The following is a 19,904-nucleotide window of genomic DNA, read 5'->3' as shown; positions in this document are numbered from 1 at the left end:
CCTGCCGCCCCGCATCGAATGATCGAGATCACTACCTATCACAGGTGGACGGCCCACGTCACGGTGGCAGACTCACACCGTGCGAGTAGAGGTGATCACAGCGGTGCACGCACCGTATGCCCACCACCTGCCCGCCGCATGGCATTCGCTGCGCGACCAGACGCACACCGACTGGACCTGGCTGGTCCAGGTCGACGGGCCGAGATCGAGCGCGGTGCTCGCCGCGCTCACCTCCTGCGGCGCCACCGACGATCCGCGAACGCGGTTGGCGGTCAACGGAACCCGGGAGGGGCCGGCGATCGCCCGCAATGTCGCGCTCGGCCGGGCGACCGCGCCACTCATTCAGAATCTCGACGCGGACGACGAACTCGAACCCACCGCGCTCGCCGTACTCGCCGACGCACTCGATCACCATCCGACCGCGGGTTTCGCCGTCGGGCCCGCCCGGGATTTGATGAGTTCCGGTGAGCTGGTTGACTTTCCGCTGCCGTTCGCAGCCGGGTTGCTGCCGCGCGGCGTGCTCTTCGACGCATGGGACCGCGATGCCGATCGCCGCTTGCCCGTCCACCCCGCGGGCGTCATGTGGCGCCGGGATCTCCTGGTCGCTCTGGGCGGCTGGTCGGCGATGCACGGCATGGAGGACACCGCCCTTTTGATGTCCGCCGCGGCGCTGAGCCCCTGCGCGCTTGTCGGCACCGTCACCCTGCGTTACCGCAGGCACCGTCAGCAGCGCTCCACCCAAACCTCGTTCTTCGAGGGGGGGGGGATCAGATTTCGCTGATTCAGCAGCGGGTGGCCGCGCTTCGAGCCGGGCCTGGCTGGTTCGCCCTACCGTCCGAACGCTGATCTTCCTACCCACCTTGGGTGCGGTATTGCCCACCCTGAGAGTCGGGGCACCACCATTGGGGTAGCTGTTGGATTCCCCTCGCGAACGGGAGATTAAGAGGTGCGTAAGAAACCCCTCTTCCTACCGAATCTTTCGAGAGGACAGCACATGCACACGCTGAACGAATCGCTCGAGGCCACCATCCGGCTGCTCCCCCTCCCGAAGCCGGTCGCCGACGTCGATCCGAACGCCGTCGTGGTGTCCACCGCCGATTGCGAACTCACCTACGGCGAGCTGGACCGCTGGTCCAACCGCCTGGCCCGGCTGCTGCTCAGCCGCGGCGTCGGCCGCAACACCCGCGTCGCGCTGGCGATCGACACGCAGGTCGAGGCCGTGGTGACCGAGCGGGCCATCGTCAAGATCGGCGCCATCGCGATGCCGGTCGGCGCCGGTGAATCCTCGGCACTCGGCACCTTCGTCGGCGTCACCACCAAGGCGCGGCGCGCCGAGCTGAACGACGCGATCGACTGGCTCGTCCTGGACGAACGCTCCACCCTGCAGCGCTACCTCGCCGGCTCCGACGCACCGCTGACGGCCGACGACATGGCCATCGCCGCAGCCTGACAAGACATCCCACCCGCGCCGGCACTGCGCCGCCCCACCCCCCGAATAGGGAGCGCAGTGCCTGATTTGGCGCCGCTGGCGGGCCCTCCGTGGTTACGCAAGCTGCCGCCTCCGGGCCTGACGCCAGCGGCGCAGTGTCGGCAATACCGCGTCGGTGCGCATCGCGCCGGTTCAGAATGAACTTGCCGTGTGCTGTGCGGCGGCAAGTACTGCGGTCGGAACGTAGGACTCCTCATGCCTCAGCCATCCGTACCCGAAGGCGCCTTCGCCCTTTCGGCGGCTCAACGCGGAATCTGGTTCGCCCAGCACATCGCCGGCGACACCCCCATCTCGATCGCGCAATACGTCGAACTCGCCGGACCACTCGACGTGGACGCGCTCGCCGACGCCGCGCGCCGGGCGGGCCGCGAATTCGGCACCGGATACCTGCGCCTACTCGAGTTCGACGGCCACCCTTACCAATTCGTCGACACCACCCTCGACGACCAGCTGCGGATCGTCGATCTGCGCGGCGAACCGGATCCCGAGGCCGCCGCGCACGCGTGGATGCACGCGGAATACTCGGCGCCGCTGGAGCTCACCCGCGACCGGCTGGTCTACGTCGCCATGCTGCGGGTCGCCGACGAGCACTGGTTCTGGTACTCGCGCATCCACCACATCGTGCTCGACGGCATGGGCGCGCTGACCATGGTGCAGCGCACCGGCGAGCTCTACAACGCGGCGATCGATGGCCGCGAACCGCCCGCCGCCAAGGCCGAGGATCTGCGCAAGATCGTCGATGCCGATCTGGCCTACCGCAGTTCGGACCGCTTCGACGCCGACCGCGAGTACTGGCGCACCCATCTGAGCGGTATGGCCGATCCGGTCAGCCTGGCGGGCCGGGTCGCCGAGGTCGACGCGCATCCGAGCCGGGTGGCGGGCGCGCTGCCGCCGAAGACCGCGCGGTTGCTCGAGCAGGTCGCCGAGGCGGCCGGTTCCGGTGTCGCGCCGACCGTGGTCGCGGCGTTCGGCGCCTATCTGGCCGCCATGACCGGCACGCCGGAAGTAGTACTGAGCCTGCCGGTTTCGGCGCGCACCACGGCGACGCTGCGCCGCTCCGGCGGCATGATCGCCAATGTCGTGCCGCTGCGACTCACCCTCGATCCGACCACCACGGTCGGCGCGGTGATCCGGGCCGCGCAGGGCGAGCTCACCGGTGCGCTGCGGCGGCAGCGCTATCGCCAGGAGGACATCTTCCGCGATCTCGGCTGGACGATGGACGAGACGGCCTCGTTCGGACCATCGGTGAATCTGATGATGGTGGACACCAGGATTCAGCTCGGCCCGGTCACCGGGACACTGCACGTGCTCACCTCGGGGCTGATCGACGACCTGTTCGTCAACCTGTATCCCGGCGTCGGCGGCGAGAGCACCCATATCGACTTCCAGGCCAACGCGAATCTCTACGGCGATATCGAATTGGCCGCCCAGCACAGCCGTTTCCTGCTGTTCCTGCACAGCTTCCTGGCGGCGGGGCCCGATGCCGCGCTGTCCACGGTGCGGGTGCTGTCCGACGACGAGTGCGACGCACTGGCGCCGGTGCGCGGCGATGACGGTGTGCCGCCGCGCACGCTGCCCGAAATCCTCACGGCCGCGACCGCACTCGCCCCGTCGGCGGTAGCGCTGCGCGGCGGCGAGACCGCCATGACCTACCGCGAGCTCGACGAGCACACCAACCGGCTGGCCAGGGTGTTGATCGCGGCAGGCGCCGGACCCGAACGCGCCGTGGCGATGTCGATCCCGCGCTCGGTCGATTCGGTGCTGGCGATGCTCGCGGTCGCCAAGACCGGTGCGGCGTTCGTGCCGATCGATCCGACCTACCCCGCCGACCGGATCGAGCACATGGCAGGCGACAGCGGTGTGGTGGCCGGAGTGACCATCGCGGCGGCGCGAAAGTCGTTGCCGGACCGGGTGGATTGGCTCGTCCTCGACGACGAGTCCACCACCGCGGCGGTGCGCGCGCAGTCACCGGCGGCGATCACCGACACCGACCGGCGCGAGCCGGTGCGCCTCGACCAGATCGCGTACGTCATCTACACCTCCGGCTCGACCGGGCTGCCCAAGGGCGTGCTCGTCACGCATCGTGGCCTGGCCGATCTGGTGGCGAGCTCGGGCGCCGGGTTCGGGGTCGGCGCCGATTCGGTGGTGGCGCATGCCGTGTCGCCGAGTTTCGACATCTCCGTCGAGGAGATCCTGGTGACCCTCGCGGCGGGCGCGACGCTCGTCGTCATACCGCCCTCGGCGTATGCGGGCGAGGAGCTGGCGGAGATTCTGCGCGCGCACCGGGTCACCCATCTCAATGTCACACCGGCCGTGGTCGGTTCGCTCGATCCGGTCACGCTGCCCGGCCTGCGCACCGTCGTGGTCGGCGGCGACGCGTGCCCGCCAGAGCTGGTCGCGAAGTGGTCCGGCCGCACGCTGCTGAACGGCTACGGCCCCACCGAAACCACCGTCACCGTCACGCTGTCCGGCCCGTTGACGCCGGACCGGCCGATCAGCATCGGCGGGCTGGTGTGCGGCGTCTCGGCGGTCGTGCTCGATCCATGGCTGCGCCCGGTACCGGTCGGCACCACGGGTGAGCTGTATCTCGCGGGCGCCCGGCTGGCCAGGGGTTACCACCGGCGCAACGGACTGACGGCGGGCCGGTTCGTGGCGAACCCGTACGCGACCGGCGAGCGCATGTACCGCACCGGCGATCTGGTCCGCTGGCGCATGCACGGTGGCCGGTTGAAGCTGGAATACCAGGGCCGCAGCGACTTCCAGGTCAAGGTGCGCGGATTCCGCATCGAGCTCGGCGAGATCGACGCCGCGCTGCAGCGCCATCCCGAGGTCGATTTCGCGCTCACCCTCGGCGCCGAGACGAACTCCGGTGCTACCGCGCTGGTTTCCTACGTGCTGCTGAAGCCGGGTGCCGACATCCATCCCGAGGCGCTCAAAGCCGCTGCGGGCGAAACGCTTCCGGCCTATATGGTGCCCGCGGTGGTAACAGTGCTGGACCGGATCCCGCTGACCCCGCTCGGCAAGGTGGACCGCAAAGCGCTGCCCGCACCGGATTTCGGTGCGCGCCCGGTTTCGGGACGCGCACCGTCCACCCCGCGTGAGGCGGTGCTCGCCGGGTTGTTCGCCGAGGTGCTCGGGCTGGATTCGGTCGGTGTCGACGACAGCTTCTTCGCGCTCGGCGGCGACAGCATCGTGTCGATTCAGCTGGTGTCGCGGGCGAAGGCCGCCGGAATCGGGTTCAGTGCGCGGGATGTGTTCGAGCGCAAGACCGTTGCCGCGCTGGCCGCGGTCGCCGCTACGGTCGAGACACAGGTGGTGCACGAATTGCCGGGCGGCGGTGTCGGTGAGATCGAGTTGACGCCGATCGTGCACGCGATGCTGGAGCACGGTGCTGCGTGGCGGCGATTCGGCCAGGCCGTACTGATCGATCTGCCCGCCGGTATCGACCGCGAGGGGCTCGGCGCCGCGGTGCAGGCGCTGCTCGACCACCACGATCTGTTGCGCTCCACGCTGCGCCATGGCGCCGACGGCTGGGAATGGACTGTCGGCGAGCGTGGTTCGGTGCTCGCGAAGGATCTCATCGACGTCGTCACGGGCGACGACCGCGCGGAGACCACGGAGCGCGAGCTCCAGCGCGCCGCCGATCTCCTCGATCCGGGCGCCGGTGTCGTCGCGCGCTTCGTCCTGATCGAGCGCGACGGCGCCACTCCCCTGCTGTGGCTGGTGCTGCATCATCTGGTGACCGACGGTGTCTCGTGGCGCATCCTGCTGCCCGATCTGGCCACCGCCGCACTGGGCGGCACCCTGGCCCCCGTCGGCACCTCGTTCCGCCGGTGGGCGCGCGGCCAGCGCGAGCACGCGGCTACACGCACCGCCGAAGTGACTGTCTGGCAGCACATCTCGACAACACCCGATCCGGCGATCGGTTCGGCCGCCTTCGACCCGGCCGTCGACATCGTCGCGACCATGGCGCAGTGCCGGACCGTCATCCCGGCCGAGATCGCCGATCCGGTGCTCACCATCGCACCCGACCGATTCCACTGCGGCGCCGACGATGTCCTGCTGACAGCGCTGACGATGGCGGTGGCGAAGTGGCGTCACCGCGGCCGCGCGCTGTTCACCCTCGAAGGACACGGGCGCGCGGAGACCGTGCTGCCCGGCGCCGATATCGCCCGCACCGTCGGCTGGTTCACCAGCGTGTACCCGGCGGCTATCGATCTGGCCGACATCGATCTCGACGACGCGTTCACCGGTGGCGCCGCGGCGGGCGCCGCGATCAAGAACACGAAGGAACAGCTGCGCGCGCTGCCGGACAAGGGCATCGGCTACGGCATGCTGCGCTATCTCACCGCCCAATCACTCACGGACGCACCGGTTCCGCAGATCAGCTTCAACTACCTCGGCCGCGCGACCACCGGCGGCGAGGCGGGGCCGTGGCTGCCACGGCGCTTCGCTGCCACGCAGGACGACGGCGCGCCGCTCGCGGCCGTCGTCGATATCAACGCGGTGCTCACCGATTCCGGGCTGGAGGTGACCTGGGCGTACGCCGGGCGGCTGCTCGACGACGACCAGGTCCGCGAACTCGCCGAGCTGTGGGCCGACGCGCTGCGGGCACTCGCCGCGCATGCCACCCGCTCCGGTGCGGGCGGGCGCACCCCGTCCGACTTCGACCTGGTGCGGGTGACCCAGCCGGACATCGACTCCTGGGAACGCGATTACCCGAATCTCACCGATGTGTGGCCGCTCTCGCCGCTGCAGTACGGCCTGCTCTTCCACGCGCTCTACGATTCCGACACCGCCGACGGCTACACCGTGCAATCGCTGCTCACCCTGGCGGGCACCGTCGACGGCGCCCGATTGCGCACCGCCGCACAGGCTTTGGTGCGCAGGCACGAGAACCTGCGGGTCGCCTTCGTCGAGACCGAGGACGGTCCGCGTCAGCTCGTCCTCGCCGACGCCGAGATCCGCTGGCTGGATGTCGATCTGACGTGGGTCCCCGAGGACGAGCGCGGGCGCGAACTGGATCGGGTGGTCGCACTCGACGCGCGAACCCGCTTCGAACTGGCCCGTCCGCCGCTGCTCCGTTTCACCCTGGTCCGGCTCGGGCCGGACACCTACCGGCTCATCATGACCAATCACCATCTGGTGCTCGATGGCTGGTCGACGCCGCTGCTGGTGCGCGAACTGCTGACGCTCTACGTGACCTCCGGCGACGCCACCGCGCTGCCGCCCGCCCATTCGTATCGGGAGTTCCTGGCCTGGCTCGGCGAACAGGACGACGCCGCCGCGACCGGCGCCTGGGCGCAATCGCTCGCGGGTATCGACACACCGACCAGGGCGGTGCCGACGCTGGCAGGCATCGAATCGACCGAGACCGGCATGATCTCGGCGGATCTGCCCGCCGAGCTGGTCGCCCGGCTCGACACCACCGCGCGCGAATCGGGCGCCACGGTGAACACGCTGGTGCAGGCGGGCTGGGCAATGCTGCTCGCGATGCTCACCGGCCGCACCGATGTGGTGTTCGGCGGCACCGTCTCCGGCAGGCCGCCGGAGCTGCCCGGCGTCGAGGAGATGGTCGGGCTGTTCATCAATACCCTGCCGGTGCGGGTGCGGCTCGATCCCGCGGAGAAGGTGGTCGATCTCGTCGCCCGCCTCCAGCAGGAGCAGGCGCGGCTGATGGACTATCAGCACGTCGGGCTCGCGGCCATCCATCAGGCCGTCGGCCTCGCCGAATTGTTCGACACGCTCACCGTTTTCGAGTCGTATCCGATCGATCGCGAGGCGCTGTCGCAGGCGCTGGACATCGCGGGGATGCGGGTGCTCGACGTCGAGGGCACCGACGCGACGCCATATCCGTTGAACCTCATGGTCATTCCGCTGCACGGTCCGGACGGGCACGACACGCTGCGCGTCACCGTGAAATTCATGGCCGATCAGCTCGATCCCGCCGCGGCGAAACCGCTGCTCGGCCGTTTCATCCGGCTGCTCACCCAGCTCGCGGACAACCCGCGCGCGCTCGTCTCGCACCTGCAGTACTGCGATGACACCGAACGCGCGCTGCTCCTGCCGGTGCGCGGGCCGGAGTCGGTGCCGATGCGGACACTGCCCGAAATCCTCAGTGCCGGTGCGCGTATCGATCCGGACGCCATCGCGGTGGTGGCGAGCGAGCTCACCATGTCCTACGGCGAACTCGACGCCTGGTCCAACCGCTTCGCGCGGGTGCTGCTGCGCCGAGGCGTCGGCCGCGAAGTGTTCGTCGTGCTCGCGCTCACCCGATCCCTGGAATCGGTCGTCGCCGTATGGGCGCTCGCCAAGACCGGCGCGGCCTTCGCACCACTGGATCCCAACTATCCGGTGGAGCGGATCGAGCACATGCTCACCGATTCCAAGGCGCCGATCGGGGTGACCGTCACCGCGTTCGGCGATACGATGCCCGGCACGGTCGACTGGCTGCTGCTCGATGATCTCAACACCATCCGCCGCGCCATGACCGTCTCCGACGCGCCGATCACCGATGCGGAGCGCGGCGGCCCGATCGATATCGATCAGACCGCCTACCTGATCTACACCTCGGGCTCCACCGGTAAACCGAAGGCCGTACTGCTCAGCCATCGCGGCATCGCGAATCTGACCACGGCGCAACGGGAAACGCTGGCGCTCGACGAAACCGCCAGCGCGCTGCAGGTCGCCTCGCCCAGCTTCGACGCCTCGGTCTTCGAGCTGCTGATGGCGCACAGCGCGGGCGGGCGGCTGGTGGTATCGCCGCCGGATGTCTTCGGCGGCACCGAATTGGAGCGGCTGCTGCGCGCCGAACGGATCACCCACGCGGTGATCACCCCGTCGGCGCTGGCCACCATGGAGCCCGCCGGGCTGGACGAGCTGCGGGTGCTCTCGGTGGCCGGTGAGGCGGCAACGCCCGAGCTGATCGAGCGGTGGTCGACCGGACGGCGCATGGTGAACCTGTACGGGCCCACCGAATTCAGCATCTGGGCGACCGGACCGGGTGAGCTGCTCGCCGGAGAGCCGATCACCCTCGGCGGGCCGATCCGCGGTGCGGCGAACATGGTGCTCGACACCTGGTTGCGGCCGGTGCCGATCGGAGTGGCCGGCGAGCTGTACCTGGCCGGTCCCGCGCTCGCGCGCGGCTACTTCAACCGATTCGAGCTGACCGCGGCCCGTTTCGTCGCCGACCCGTTCGGCGCGCCGGGCGAGCGGATGTACCGGACCGGTGACATGGTGCGCTGGGTACTCGGCCACGAGGGCGATCTCGAGCTGGAGTACCTGGGCCGCAGCGATTTCCAGGTCAAGATCCGCGGCCTGCGGATCGAGCTCGGCGAGATCGACGCCGTGCTCTCGCGCGACGAGCAGGTCGAATACGCGGTCACGATCGGGCGGTCGGGACCGGCAGGTGCGACCGTGCTCGTCTCCTATGTCCTGCCCGCCGCGGGCATTTCGCTGGATACCGAGCTGTTGCGGGTACGGGTCGCCGCCGAACTGCCCGGATATATGGTGCCGGGATATCTCGTCGTGCTCGACACCATCCCGCTCACCCCGGTCGGCAAGCTGGACCGCACCGCCCTTCCCGTGCTGGACTTCTCGGATACCAAGCGGCCCTATCTCGCGCCACGCACGCCGGTCGAGCAGGCCGTCGCCGAGGTATTCGGCGAGGTGCTCGGCAGCGAGCGGGTGAGCGTCGACGTGTCGTTCTTCGAACTGGGCGGCAACTCGCTCAGCGCGACCAAGGTAGTCGCACGGGTCAATTCGGCGCTCGGGTCGACCATCGCGCTGCGCGATCTGTTCGACGCGCCCACCGTCGCACAGCTGTCGGCACGCGTCGTCCCGGCCACCGGCGGCGCGCCGGGCCGCTTCGCACTCGCCCCACGGATCCGGCCCGATCGCGTCCCGCTCTCCCCCGCGCAGCAGCGCATGTGGGTGCTCAACCGGCTGGATCCCGCCTCACCCGCCTACAACATCGCGGTCGCCCTGCGGCTCACCGGCGACCTCGATGTCGCCGCCATGGCGCAGGCGCTGGCCGACGTCGTCGCCAGGCACGAAAGTCTGCGCACCATCTACCCGTCCGATGCGGAGGGGCCACGACAGGTGGTGATCGGCGCGGAGGCCGCCGTGCCGGCGGTGCGCGTCCTCGATACCGAAGACGGTGCGGCGCTGCGCGATCGGATCACCGCGCTGGCCGGTACCGGATTCGATATCGCCAAGGAGCCGCCGCTGCGGGTCGGGTTGTTCCGTCTCGAGCCGCGGGTGCACGTCGTCGTGCTCATCGTGCACCACATCAGTGCCGACGGCGCGTCGATGGCGCCGCTGGCGGCCGATCTCGTCGCCGCGTATTCCGAGCGGGCGGCGGGCGCCGACACCACCCGTGTCCCGCTGCCGGTGCAGTACGCCGATTTCGCGCTCTGGCATCGCGAAGTGCTCGGCGCGGAAACCGATCCGGTATCGCTGGCCGCCCGCCAGATCGGGTACTGGACCGATCGCCTCGCGGGCGCGCCGGACGTCATCGAGCTGCCCGCCGACCGGCCGCGCCCCGCGGTGCAGTCGATGCGCAGCGCCGATCTGGATTTCCGCATCGATGCCGAAACACACCGCGCGCTCGTGGAATTCGCGGCCGCACAGCAGGTCAGCCTGTTCATGGTGGTGCACGCCGCACTCGCCGTCGTGCTCGCGCGACTCGGCGGCACCGACGACGTGGTGATCGGCACCCCGATCGCCGGTCGCGGCGAACAGGCGCTCGACGAGCTCGTCGGCATGTTCGTCAATACGCTGGCGCTGCGCACTCCGGTCGATCCGGCGGTCTGCTTCGCCGAATTCCTCACCGCGGTACGGTCGGTGGATCTGGACGCCTTCGGCAATGCCGACGTGCCGTTCGAACGCCTTGTGCAGGTGCTGAACCCGAGCAGGTCCACCGCGCACCATCCGCTGTTCCAGGTGTCGCTGACGCTGCAGAACTTCGTCGAGCCGGTGCTGGAGCTGCCCGGATTGCGGTTCGAGGTCCAGGATTTCGAGCGCGGGACCGCGCAGTTCGACCTGACGCTCGACCTGCGCGAGCGCTTCGCCGAGGACGGACCGGCCGGGCTGGACGGCGTGCTGACCTATGCGACGGATCTGTTCGACAGCGCCACCGTCGCCTCGTTCGCCACGCGCTGGCGGCGGGTACTCGGCGCGGTACTCGCCGATCCGGCCATCCGGCTCGCCGATATCGACCTGATGGACGACACCGAGCGCGCCGAGCTGGTCCCGGTGCGCGGGCCGGAAACCACAGGCGGCACTACGCTTCCTGAGCTGCTCGCCGCGACGGCGGCGGCCCACTCGCGCCGCCCCGCGCTGGTGGTCGACGGAAATACCACCACCTACTGGGAGCTCGACGCGCACGCCAACCAGCTCGCGCGGCTGCTCATCGCGGCGGGCGCGGGCCCGGAAACCGTGGTGGCGCTCGGCCTTCCGCGCTCCGCCGAACTGCTCATCGGCATCTGGGCCGCGGCCAAGGTCGGCGCGGCATTCCTGCCCGTCGATCCGAAACATCCGGTGGAACGGATCGATCACATGCTCACCGATTCCGGTGCGCGCGTCGGCCTCACGCTCGCCGCGTACCGGCCCGCGCTGCCGGACAGCACCGACTGGCTGGTGCTCGACGATCTCGCCTTCGTCGAACGCTGGTGCGGTGCCCGCCGTACCGCGCTGCGCCCGCGCGAGCTGCCCGGCCCGATCCGGCCCGACAATCCGGCCTGGCTGATCTACACCTCCGGGTCGACCGGAACGCCGAAGGGCGTCTCCGTCTCGCATCGCGGCATCGCCGACCTCGTTGCGGCACAGCGGGAATCGCTCGGCCTCGATGAGCACGCCCGGGTATTGCAGGTGGCGTCGCCGAGTTTCGACGCGTCGGTGTTCGAAGCGCTGATGGCCTTCGGCGCCGGCGGCGCTTCGGTGGTCGCGCCGCCGGAGGTGTTCGGCGGTAGCGCGCTCGCGGAGCTGATCGCCGCCGAACAGGTCAGCCACATGGTGATCACGCCGTCGGCGCTGGCGACCATCGATCCGGCCGAGGTGTCGAGCGTGCGGGTGCTCGCGGTGGCCGGTGAGGCCGTCGGCGCGGAACTCGTCGAGAAGTGGGCCGCGGACCGCACCATGATCAACCTGTACGGCCCGACCGAATTCACCATCTGGGCAACAAGTTCCGCGCCGCTCGCGGTAGGGGGCCCGGTCACCATCGGCACGCCGGTGCGCGGCGCGGCCACGCTCGTGCTCGACGATCGGTTGCGGCCGGTGCCGGTCGGCGTCGCCGGTGAGCTGTACCTCGCCGGACCCGCGCTGGCGCGCGGCTATCACGCGCGGCCCGGTCTGAGCGCGGCCCGCTTCGTCGCCGACCCGTTCGGCGCACCGCGCGAGCGCCTGTACCGCACCGGGGATCTGGTGCGCTGGACCCGCGCGAGCACCGGACTCGAGCTGGAGTACCTCGGCCGCACCGACTTCCAGGTCAAGGTGCGCGGTCAGCGCATCGAACTCGGTGAGATCGATGCCGTCCTCGGCCGTATCGACGGCGTCGATTTCGCGGTCACCCTCGGTGTGCCCGGCCCCACCGGCGCGACGGCGCTGGCGGCGTATCTGGTGCGCACGCCGGGCACCGAGCTCGACATCGCGCGGGTGCGTGCCGTCGCCGCCGATACGCTGCCCGGCTACATGGTGCCGTCGGCGTTCGTCGTCCTCGACGCGATCCCGCTCACCGCGGTCGGCAAATTGGACCGAAAGGCGCTCCCCGCCCCGGAATTCAGCGCCGACCAGGCCGAATACCGTGCACCGGCCACCCAGACCGAGGAGACGCTCGCCGGAATCGTCGCCGAGCTGCTCGGGCTGGACAAGGTGGGCGCCGACGACTCCTTCTTCGCGCTCGGCGGTGACAGCATCCTGGCCATCCAGCTCGTCTCCCTCGCCAAACAGCGCGGCATCAACTGCACACCGCTGCAAGTCTTCGAACACCGCACCGTGACCGCGCTGGCCGCGGCCGCCGATGCCGCGGGCGCCGTGGTGACACTGGACGAGCTGCCCGGTGGCGGTGTCGGCGCCATGCCGCTGCCGCCGATCGTGCACTACATGCTCGAACGCGGCGGCGACTTCGGTCGTTTCGCGCAGACGGCGGTGCTGGAACTGCCGGTCGGCATCGGCAGGGACGGGATCGTCGCCACCCTCACGGCCGCCGTCGACCGGCACGACATGCTGCGCGCCCGACTCGTCACGGGCGAGGACGGCGCGCACCGGCTGCTGGTCGGTGCGCCCGGTTCCGTCGAGGTGGACGCGCTGGTGCATCGCATCGCATTCGACGCCGCCGCCGATTCCGTCGATCTGCGCGAATACGCGGTCACCGAGCTGGATGCCGCGACGAACCGGCTCGATCCGGCCAACGGCACAGTGCTGCAATTCATCTGGCTCGATCCGATCGGTGACGCCGGAACCCGTACCAGGGCAGGACGATTGATCGTGGTGGCGCACCACCTGGTGATCGACGGCGTGTCCTGGCGCATCCTGGTGCCGGATCTGATCGCCGCGTGGGCGCAGGTCTGCGCAGGCGCCACCCCGGTGCTTGCCGAGACGGGCACCTCGATGCGGCGGTGGTCGCATGCGCTGACCGACGAATCCCGCACGCGGCGCCGGGTTTCCGAGCTCGCCTACTGGCAGGGCGTAATCGCCGGACCCGATCCGCTGATCGGTGCGCGCGCGCTCGATCCGACCGTCGACCAGGCGCACACGCTGCGAATGATCGACCGCGAGCTGTCCGCCGAGGTGACCACCGCGGTGCTCACCACACTGCCCGCGCTCCTCCACGGCGGCGTGGACGACGCACTGCTCACCACCTTGGCCCTGGCCCTGGTGCGCTGGCGCGCGCGTCGCGACGTGGCCGAGCCGACGGCACTGCTGCGGCTGGAAGGCCATGGGCGGCAGGAGGACATCGTGCCCGGCGCGGATCTGACGCGCACCGTCGGCTGGTTCACCAGCCTCTACCCGGTGCGACTCGACCTCACCGGTATCGATGTCGACGACGCCGTCGCGGGCGGCCCCGCGATGGGCGCCGCACTGCGCACGGTGAAGCATCAGCTGCTCGCGGTGCCGGACAAAGGCATCGGCTTCGGCCTGGTGCGCTACCTCAATCCGGAGACGGCACAACAGCTTCCGCGCGCACTGCCCGGCCAGATCGGCTTCAACTACCTCGGCCGCTATTCGACCGGGGAGATCCCGGCCGGGCTCGAAGGCCTCGGCTGGCTGCCGACCGATGAGCTCGGTGATCTGCACGCCGTCGAAAACCGCGAGGTGCCACTGCAATCGGCGATCGACGTGAACGCCGTGGTGATCGGTGACCGGCTGCGCGCCAGCTTCGGGTTCCCCGCGCTGCTGCTCGGTCAGCACGAGGTGGCGGAGCTCGCGGATCTGTGGGTCGAAATGCTCCGCGCAGCAGCCGCATTCGCCGAGACACCGGCGGCGCGCCACGCAGCGGATGCCGAAGCCGCCGCTCAGTCCGCGCTGCACGCGCCCACCGCTGCCCTGCCCGGCGGGCTCGGACTCGACGTCCTGCTGCCGATCCGGCTCGGCGGCGCCGAACCCGCGCTGTTCTGTATTCACCCATCGTCCGGAATGGCGTGGACCTACTTGGGGTTCGCCGAATCCCTGCGGCCGGGCCGACCGATCTACGGGTTGCAGGCGCCGGATCTCAGCGGCGGATCCTCCGTGGCGTCGATCGAGGAATTCGCCGAGCGATATGTGCGGGAGATCCGCGCCGTACAGCCGTCCGGGCCGTATCACCTGCTCGGCTGGTCGTTCGGCGGACTGATCGCCCATGCGATGGCGGCCCAGCTCGAAGCGGCGGGCGACGAGGTGGGCGTCGTCGCACTGCTCGATGCCGACACCGCCGATATCGACGGCGACAGCGTCGAACGACTCACCGCGGGCGCCTTCGTCAACACCTTCGGGTCGGTCTTCGGCATCGACGACGTGCCCGCCGAAGCCACCGCGACCGAGGCGGCCGAGCTGATCAGGCGACGGCTGGGCGTCGCACTGGTCGACGCCGCGACGATCGAACGAATGGCGCAGTCCTACAACGCATCCGCGCACACGAGAACGGGCTACCAGCGCCCGGTCTACGGGGGTCCGGTGCTGTATTTCAGCGCGACCGTCGACACCTCCGACATCTTCGGCCCTGCGGGCTGGCGACCGTATGTCACCGGGGAGATCGTCAACCACGACATCGAGGTCCGCCACGACGACCTGACCGCACCACACGCACTGCCGATCGTCGCGCGCGTGCTCGACGAACATTTGGGAGGCCGAGGATGAATTCCGAACACGGAGTCGTCGTCGAGGGAATAGCGAAATCGTTCGGCGCCGTGAAGGCGTTGCGCGGTGTCGATTTCGTCGCCGAACCGGGCGAGGTGCTCGGCATACTCGGCCCCAACGGCGCCGGTAAGACGACCATGGTGAACATCCTGTCCACCCTCATCGCCCCGGACAGCGGGCGAGCACTGGTCGCCGGGCACGACGTCGTCGGCGATCCGGCCGCCGTGCGCCGCAGGATCATGCTGACCGGGCAATACGCCGCGCTCGACGACATGCTCAGCGGCTACGAGAATCTCGTCATGTTCGGCAGGCTGATGGGCTTGCGCAAACGCGCCGCCAAGGCACGCGCGGACGAACTGATCGGCGAATTCGACCTCGACGCCGCGGCAGGACGCCGCGTCGGCACCTACTCCGGCGGTATGCGGCGGCGCATCGATATCGCCTGCGGACTCGTCGTCCGTCCCGACGTGGTGTTCCTCGACGAACCGACCACCGGCCTCGATCCCCGCAGTAGGCAGGGTGTCTGGGATCTGGTGGCCAGCTTCAAGAAGGCCGATATCACCACGCTGCTCACCACGCAGTACCTGGAGGAGGCCGACGCGCTCAGCGATCGGATCATCGTGATCGATCACGGGCTCGTCATCGCGCATGGCACCGCCGACGAGCTGAAATCGCGCACCGGCGGCAGCTACTGCGAGGTGGTGCCCCTCGATCTCAAGGACCTGCCCGCCATCGCCACCGCACTCGGCACCCTGCTGCCGCAAGGGAATCGGGCAGCGCTGACCGCGGAGTCGGACCGGATCGCGATTCCCGCGCCCGACGGCGCCAAAACACTCGCCGAGGCGCTGCGCCGCCTCGACGGCGCCGGCATCGAACTGGTCGACATCGCCCTGCGCAGGCCCTCGCTCGACGACGTATTCCTGCAGCTGACCGGTCACCTGGCCTCCGCAGAAAGCACCGGCGCGGAGGCGATCTCGTGACCACGGCGACCTGGTTCACCGAGGCGCGCGCCACCCCGGTCCGCGCCCAGCAGTGGTGGGTGCTCACCACCCGGCTGATCGTGCCGTCCGTCAAGACCGGCGAGGTGCTCACCTCGATCCTCGCCCCCGTCGCCTTCACCGCGAGCTTCTACATTCCGCTGAAAACGGTGATGACGTTCGCGGGCACCGGATTCAGCAGCTACGCGCAGTTCATGATGCCGATCGTGATCCTGCAGGCCGCCGCGTTCACCGCCATCGGCGCCGCCTTCCGCGCCGCCACCGACTCCGTCGCCGGGCTCAACCGGCGCTTCGGCTCCATGCCCGTCGGCCCGCTGGTGCCGATGGCGGCGCGCATGTCCGGCAACATCTTCCGGATGCTGATCGCGCTGGCCACCGCGCTGGTGTGCGGGCACGTGATCGGTTTCCGCTTCCGCCTCGACGCCTGGCACACCCTCGGTTTCCTGCTGTTCGCCTTGCTCATCGGGATCGCGCTGACCATCGGCGCCGACGTGATCGGCACCGTGTCACGCAATCCGGAAACGACGACGCAGGCATTGGTGCTGCCGCCCTTGATCTTCGGCATGCTGTCCACGGGATTGGCTCCGGCACACCAGTTTCCGGGCTGGGTGCAGCCGTTCGTCCGCAATCAGCCGGTCTCCCAGTTCGCGATCGCCCTGCGCGCGCTGGCCGGTGACACCGTCGGCAACGCGGGCCAGGTCACCCTGTCGCTGATGGGCCCGCCACTGGCCTGGGCCATCGCCATTCTCGCCCTGTGCATTCCACTGTCCATCCGGCTCGCCACGAGGAGGGCGTCATGACCCTGCTGGCCGAACGCTCGGCGCACCCGTACGCCGTCTCCGAGAGCTCGCCCCTGTCGCTGGCCCGTCACACCCTGATCCAAACCCAGCGGCTGCTGATCCGCTGGACCCGCAATCCGGTCACCCTGCTGGAGACCCTGATCATCCCGTGCCTGCTGCTGATCATGCTGGAAACCGTTGTCGGCGGCCAGATCCGGAAGTTCACCGGCGGCAGCGCCCTCTACGGCTCGGTCCCCATGGTCACTATCGTCGGCGCGCTCACCGGCGCCATCGCCGGCGGCGTCCTGCTCGGCCGCGAACGCGACGCGGGCCTGCTCGCCCGCTTCTGGGTCCTGCCCGTCCACCGCGCCTCCGGCCTCATCGCCCGCATCCTCGCCGAAGGCTGCCGCATCGTCGCGGGCACCCTCGCCGTGGTAGCCGTAGGTCACCTCCTCGGCTTCCGCTTCCACCAGAACCCCCTGGCCACCCTCGCATTCCTGTTCGTCCCAATACTTTTCGGCCTGGCCTTCGCCACCATGGTCACCGCCATAGCCGTCTACACCGCCAAAGCCACCCTCATAGAAGCCATCACCATCCTCACCTCCCTGATGATGTTCTTCAGTACCGGCTTCGTCCCCCTCATCGCCTACCCCACCTGGATCCAACCGGTAGTCCGCAACCAACCCCTGTCGGTCGCCGTCGACGCCATGCGCGGTCTCGCCTTGGACGGCCCCATCGCCCGCCCGCTCACGCTGACCCTCATCTGGTCCGTCGCGACCATCGCCCTCTTCGCCATCCCCGCCACCCTCGGCTACCGCCGCGCCAGCCGCAGGTAGGCAGTCCCACAATCCCAGCCCCCGGTCCACGGCCCCCGCCCGCCTACGTCGGCGCCACCAAATAGTCTTGCCGGTTGAAACCGGCTTCCCCAGTCGAATTCATCTCGCCGCCAGTTGATTCCACCGTTGCCGCGGACCAATGATCGGTTATGTCCATAGTTCGTGCACTCCGAGCCGTGTTCGCCGTCGTGGTACCACTGCTGCTCATCGGGCTTACCACGCCCGCGCAGGCAGCGGACTGGCCGACCCCCGTCCGCGTCGTAAATCGCGTAACCACAAGCGAGCCGGTCGTCTTCATCACCCTCGACGACGGGTGGAATCACGACCCGGCCGCGCAGAACCTGTTGCTGGACCGTCGGGTGCCCGCCTCCCTGTTCCTGCTGCCAGGCGCATACTCCTACGACGCGGGCTACTTTCACACCTTGCTCGACCACGGCCCGGCTCGCGTCGAGAACCACACCGTCGACCACCCGAATCTGACCACGATGGACGCGGCCGGGCAGCGGGGTCAACTGTGTGCGGCGCGCGAGAAGGCCCTGGCCGAGTTCGGCCAGGAGCCACGCCTGGCCAGGCCGCCGTACGGCGCTTACAACGACACCACTCGGGTGGTCGCCCGAGCCTGTGGCGCAAAGGCTTTGGTGACCTGGACCTACGACTTCACCACCTGGTCCGGGGTGACGCCGCCGACGCCCGCGCTGAAATCCGGCGATATCGTGCTGCTGCATTTCAATGAAACGGTGGCCGTCGATTTGGCCCGCGCACTCGCCGCCGCCGATGCGGCCGGTCTGCGGCCCGCGCCGCTGCGGGACTACATCCCGGATTGAAACAGGGTGCTGGTCGCCGGTGTCCAGGCTTGCGGCAGCGAGGTTCTGGGCAGCCCCCGACCGGACAACTGGAGGACGACCCATCGTCCACTATGCCCGGAGACAGCGGCGCTGCGAGTCTATGGAGCGTGTTTCGACGTCGGAGTGGACGAGGGAGGGCTCGGTTCATGACAAGCAGTGAGAAGGCCTTGGGGCAGCGGCTATTCGAGTTGGAGTTGTGGCGGGATCATCGGACTCGGTGCGATACCGTGGCGATGGCGCAAATTCATGAGCAGCTGGCCGCGATTCACAGCAGGATTTCTGCCATTCAAGAGAGTATGGGGGACCGCGAGGCGGCGGGTTCGGGCGACGGAACCGATCTCGCTCAGGTTGTGCCGATCTATCGGAAACCCTTCGGCGACAATTGAGTTGGCCAGCGGTCTACCGCCTGGGTCACTGTCATTACACTGCCTGTGATCGCTGCCATTCCGTCGGAGCGTTCATGCCCCAGGGTGATACCGCGCATGCGCTGGCGATCGGCGTGAGTGCTCAGCTGGCCGTCGGTGTCGAGGTAGGACCGGATCTTCTCGCCCACCTGGATGACCTGTTCCGGGGTCACTTCCCGCGCCACTGTCGCCAGGATTTGTTCGGCGGCTTCGCATTCGGGGTTGTCCATACAGCCCGGGATCCGGTTGAGGACCTTGTGGATCACTCGTGCGTGCTCGACCGATACCGCGCCCTCGACCTGCGCGGCAGCGGTGGCGGGCATGCGGGGCTCGATCGGCTCACCACACATGGTGTGGAACGAGCCCAGCTGGGTGGTCGCGGCGACGCGGAAGGTCAAACGCGGGCCGGTTGGTGGTGGCGCCGCGGGCGTCCGCGAACCGCGCGTGCCCCTTCCCCCGGACGATCAGTTGAGCGCGACCCACCCAATCGACCCGGACCCCATGGTGATCAGCTTGCCCACCCCGCACAACTGACGCCGCGTACGTCGGCGGGAGCATGTTTCGCCACGGTGGCACATGGTCGCGACCGTAGCTGGCGCCTTGTTCCGGCAAGTCCCTTCGATGGCTCACAGTTGTTGCCGGGCAAGCTCATCGGCGAGGAGGCGGTAAGTCCGCTGATCGAAGGCGATCAGGCGGATGTGGCGGACGTTGGTCGGGGTGGTGCGGAGTGTGGTGACGGCTATGTGGGCGGCCCGGTCGGCGGGAAAGCCGTAGACGCCGGTGGAAATGGCTGGGAAGGCGAGGGTTTCGGCGCGGAGTTCGTCGGCTACCTCGAGGCAGCGGCGATAGCAGGAGGCCAGGGTTTCGGGTTCGGCGTGGTTGCCGCCCTCCCAGATCGGGCCGACGGTGTGGATGATGTGCTTGATGGGCGGGGTCAGATCAAAAGCCGGAGTCGCCTTCGCATCACCAGGGTCGCACGGTGCGAGCTCGGCACCGGCACGCGCCAGACGAGGTCCCGCGGCGCGGTGGATCGCGCCGTCCACGCCGCCGCCACCGAGCAGGGATTCGTTGGCCGCGTTGACAATCGCGTCGGTTTGCTCGCGGGTGATGTCGCCCGAAACCACTTCGATCGTCGGCGAGTGGGTGCTCATGTCTGGAGAGGGTACGAGCTTACTTCCGGGGACACGCCATAGTTCGGAGTCGAGGGGCCGCAAACGCAAG

General features: G+C 69.2%; 10 protein-coding genes. 8 read left to right on the top strand and 2 right to left on the bottom strand.

Annotation, left to right across the window (positions count from 1 at the left end; all coding sequences use genetic code 11):
- Positions 1 to 79: 79 nt before the first annotated feature.
- The 8 genes from ACIG5A_RS35510 to ACIG5A_RS35475 all read left to right on the top strand — a co-directional run bounded on the left by ACIG5A_RS35510 (position 80) and on the right by ACIG5A_RS35475 (position 18,665).
- On the top strand, positions 80 to 781 hold the full coding sequence (locus tag ACIG5A_RS35510) for a glycosyltransferase family 2 protein (RefSeq protein ID WP_397248355.1): 702 nt from the start codon (positions 80 to 82) through the stop codon (positions 779 to 781).
- 213 nt (positions 782 to 994) lie between these two features.
- A complete protein-coding gene (locus ACIG5A_RS35505) occupies positions 995 to 1,450 on the top strand; it encodes an AMP-binding protein (protein ID WP_397248353.1) in 456 nt (151 codons plus the stop codon).
- Between the two features lie 234 nt (positions 1,451 to 1,684).
- On the top strand, positions 1,685 to 14,821 hold the full coding sequence (locus tag ACIG5A_RS35500) for an amino acid adenylation domain-containing protein (RefSeq protein WP_397248351.1): 13,137 nt from the start codon (positions 1,685 to 1,687) through the stop codon (positions 14,819 to 14,821).
- On the top strand, positions 14,818 to 15,801 hold the full coding sequence (locus tag ACIG5A_RS35495) for an ATP-binding cassette domain-containing protein (RefSeq protein ID WP_397248349.1): 984 nt from the start codon (positions 14,818 to 14,820) through the stop codon (positions 15,799 to 15,801). Before ACIG5A_RS35500 ends, ACIG5A_RS35495 begins: the two co-directional genes overlap by 4 nt.
- Entirely contained in the window at positions 15,798 to 16,619 is an 822-nt protein-coding gene (locus tag ACIG5A_RS35490; RefSeq protein WP_397248347.1) for an ABC transporter permease, read from the top strand. The genes ACIG5A_RS35495 and ACIG5A_RS35490 overlap by 4 nt, the downstream gene beginning before the upstream one ends.
- Positions 16,616 to 17,434, top strand: a complete 819-nt coding sequence (locus ACIG5A_RS35485; RefSeq protein WP_397248345.1) for an ABC transporter permease — start codon at positions 16,616 to 16,618, stop codon at positions 17,432 to 17,434. Before ACIG5A_RS35490 ends, ACIG5A_RS35485 begins: the two co-directional genes overlap by 4 nt.
- 149 nt (positions 17,435 to 17,583) lie before the next feature.
- Positions 17,584 to 18,258: a polysaccharide deacetylase family protein gene (locus ACIG5A_RS35480; protein ID WP_397248343.1), complete on the top strand. Its 675-nt coding sequence runs from the start codon at positions 17,584 to 17,586 to the stop codon at positions 18,256 to 18,258.
- Positions 18,259 to 18,425: 167 nt separating this feature from the next.
- A complete protein-coding gene (locus ACIG5A_RS35475; protein WP_397248341.1) occupies positions 18,426 to 18,665 on the top strand; it encodes a hypothetical protein in 240 nt (79 codons plus the stop codon).
- On the opposite strand, the gene ACIG5A_RS35470 is transcribed toward ACIG5A_RS35475, so the two are convergent.
- Together ACIG5A_RS35470 and ACIG5A_RS35465 are read right to left on the bottom strand one after the other, a co-directional pair.
- A complete protein-coding gene (locus ACIG5A_RS35470) occupies positions 18,638 to 19,081 on the bottom strand; it encodes a DUF222 domain-containing protein (RefSeq protein WP_397248339.1) in 444 nt (147 codons plus the stop codon). The two genes, ACIG5A_RS35475 and ACIG5A_RS35470, sit on opposite strands and share 28 nt — an antisense overlap.
- A 228-nt stretch (positions 19,082 to 19,309) precedes the next feature.
- Positions 19,310 to 19,834: an O-acetyl-ADP-ribose deacetylase gene (locus tag ACIG5A_RS35465; RefSeq protein WP_397248337.1), complete on the bottom strand. Its 525-nt coding sequence runs from the start codon at positions 19,832 to 19,834 to the stop codon at positions 19,310 to 19,312.
- Positions 19,835 to 19,904: the final 70 nt, after the last annotated feature.

It is taken from the genome of Nocardia sp. NPDC052566, assembly GCF_044547285.1.
Lineage (GTDB): Bacteria > Actinomycetota > Actinomycetes > Mycobacteriales > Mycobacteriaceae > Nocardia.
This window is presented reverse-complemented; position numbering and strand designations above follow the sequence as displayed.

Excerpts from the sequence above, each read along its gene's own strand:
- ACIG5A_RS35505 (WP_397248353.1), top strand. The coding sequence starts at position 995 with ATGCACACGCTGAACGAATCGCTCGAGGCCACCATCCGGCTGCTCCCC.
- ACIG5A_RS35500 (WP_397248351.1), top strand. The coding sequence starts at position 1,685 with ATGCCTCAGCCATCCGTACCCGAAGGCGCCTTCGCCCTTTCGGCGGCT.
- ACIG5A_RS35495 (WP_397248349.1), top strand. The coding sequence starts at position 14,818 with ATGAATTCCGAACACGGAGTCGTCGTCGAGGGAATAGCGAAATCGTTC.
- ACIG5A_RS35485 (WP_397248345.1), top strand. The coding sequence starts at position 16,616 with ATGACCCTGCTGGCCGAACGCTCGGCGCACCCGTACGCCGTCTCCGAG.
- ACIG5A_RS35480 (WP_397248343.1), top strand. The coding sequence starts at position 17,584 with ATGTCCATAGTTCGTGCACTCCGAGCCGTGTTCGCCGTCGTGGTACCA.
- ACIG5A_RS35475 (WP_397248341.1), top strand. The coding sequence starts at position 18,426 with ATGACAAGCAGTGAGAAGGCCTTGGGGCAGCGGCTATTCGAGTTGGAG.
- ACIG5A_RS35465 (WP_397248337.1), bottom strand. The coding sequence starts at position 19,834 with ATGAGCACCCACTCGCCGACGATCGAAGTGGTTTCGGGCGACATCACC.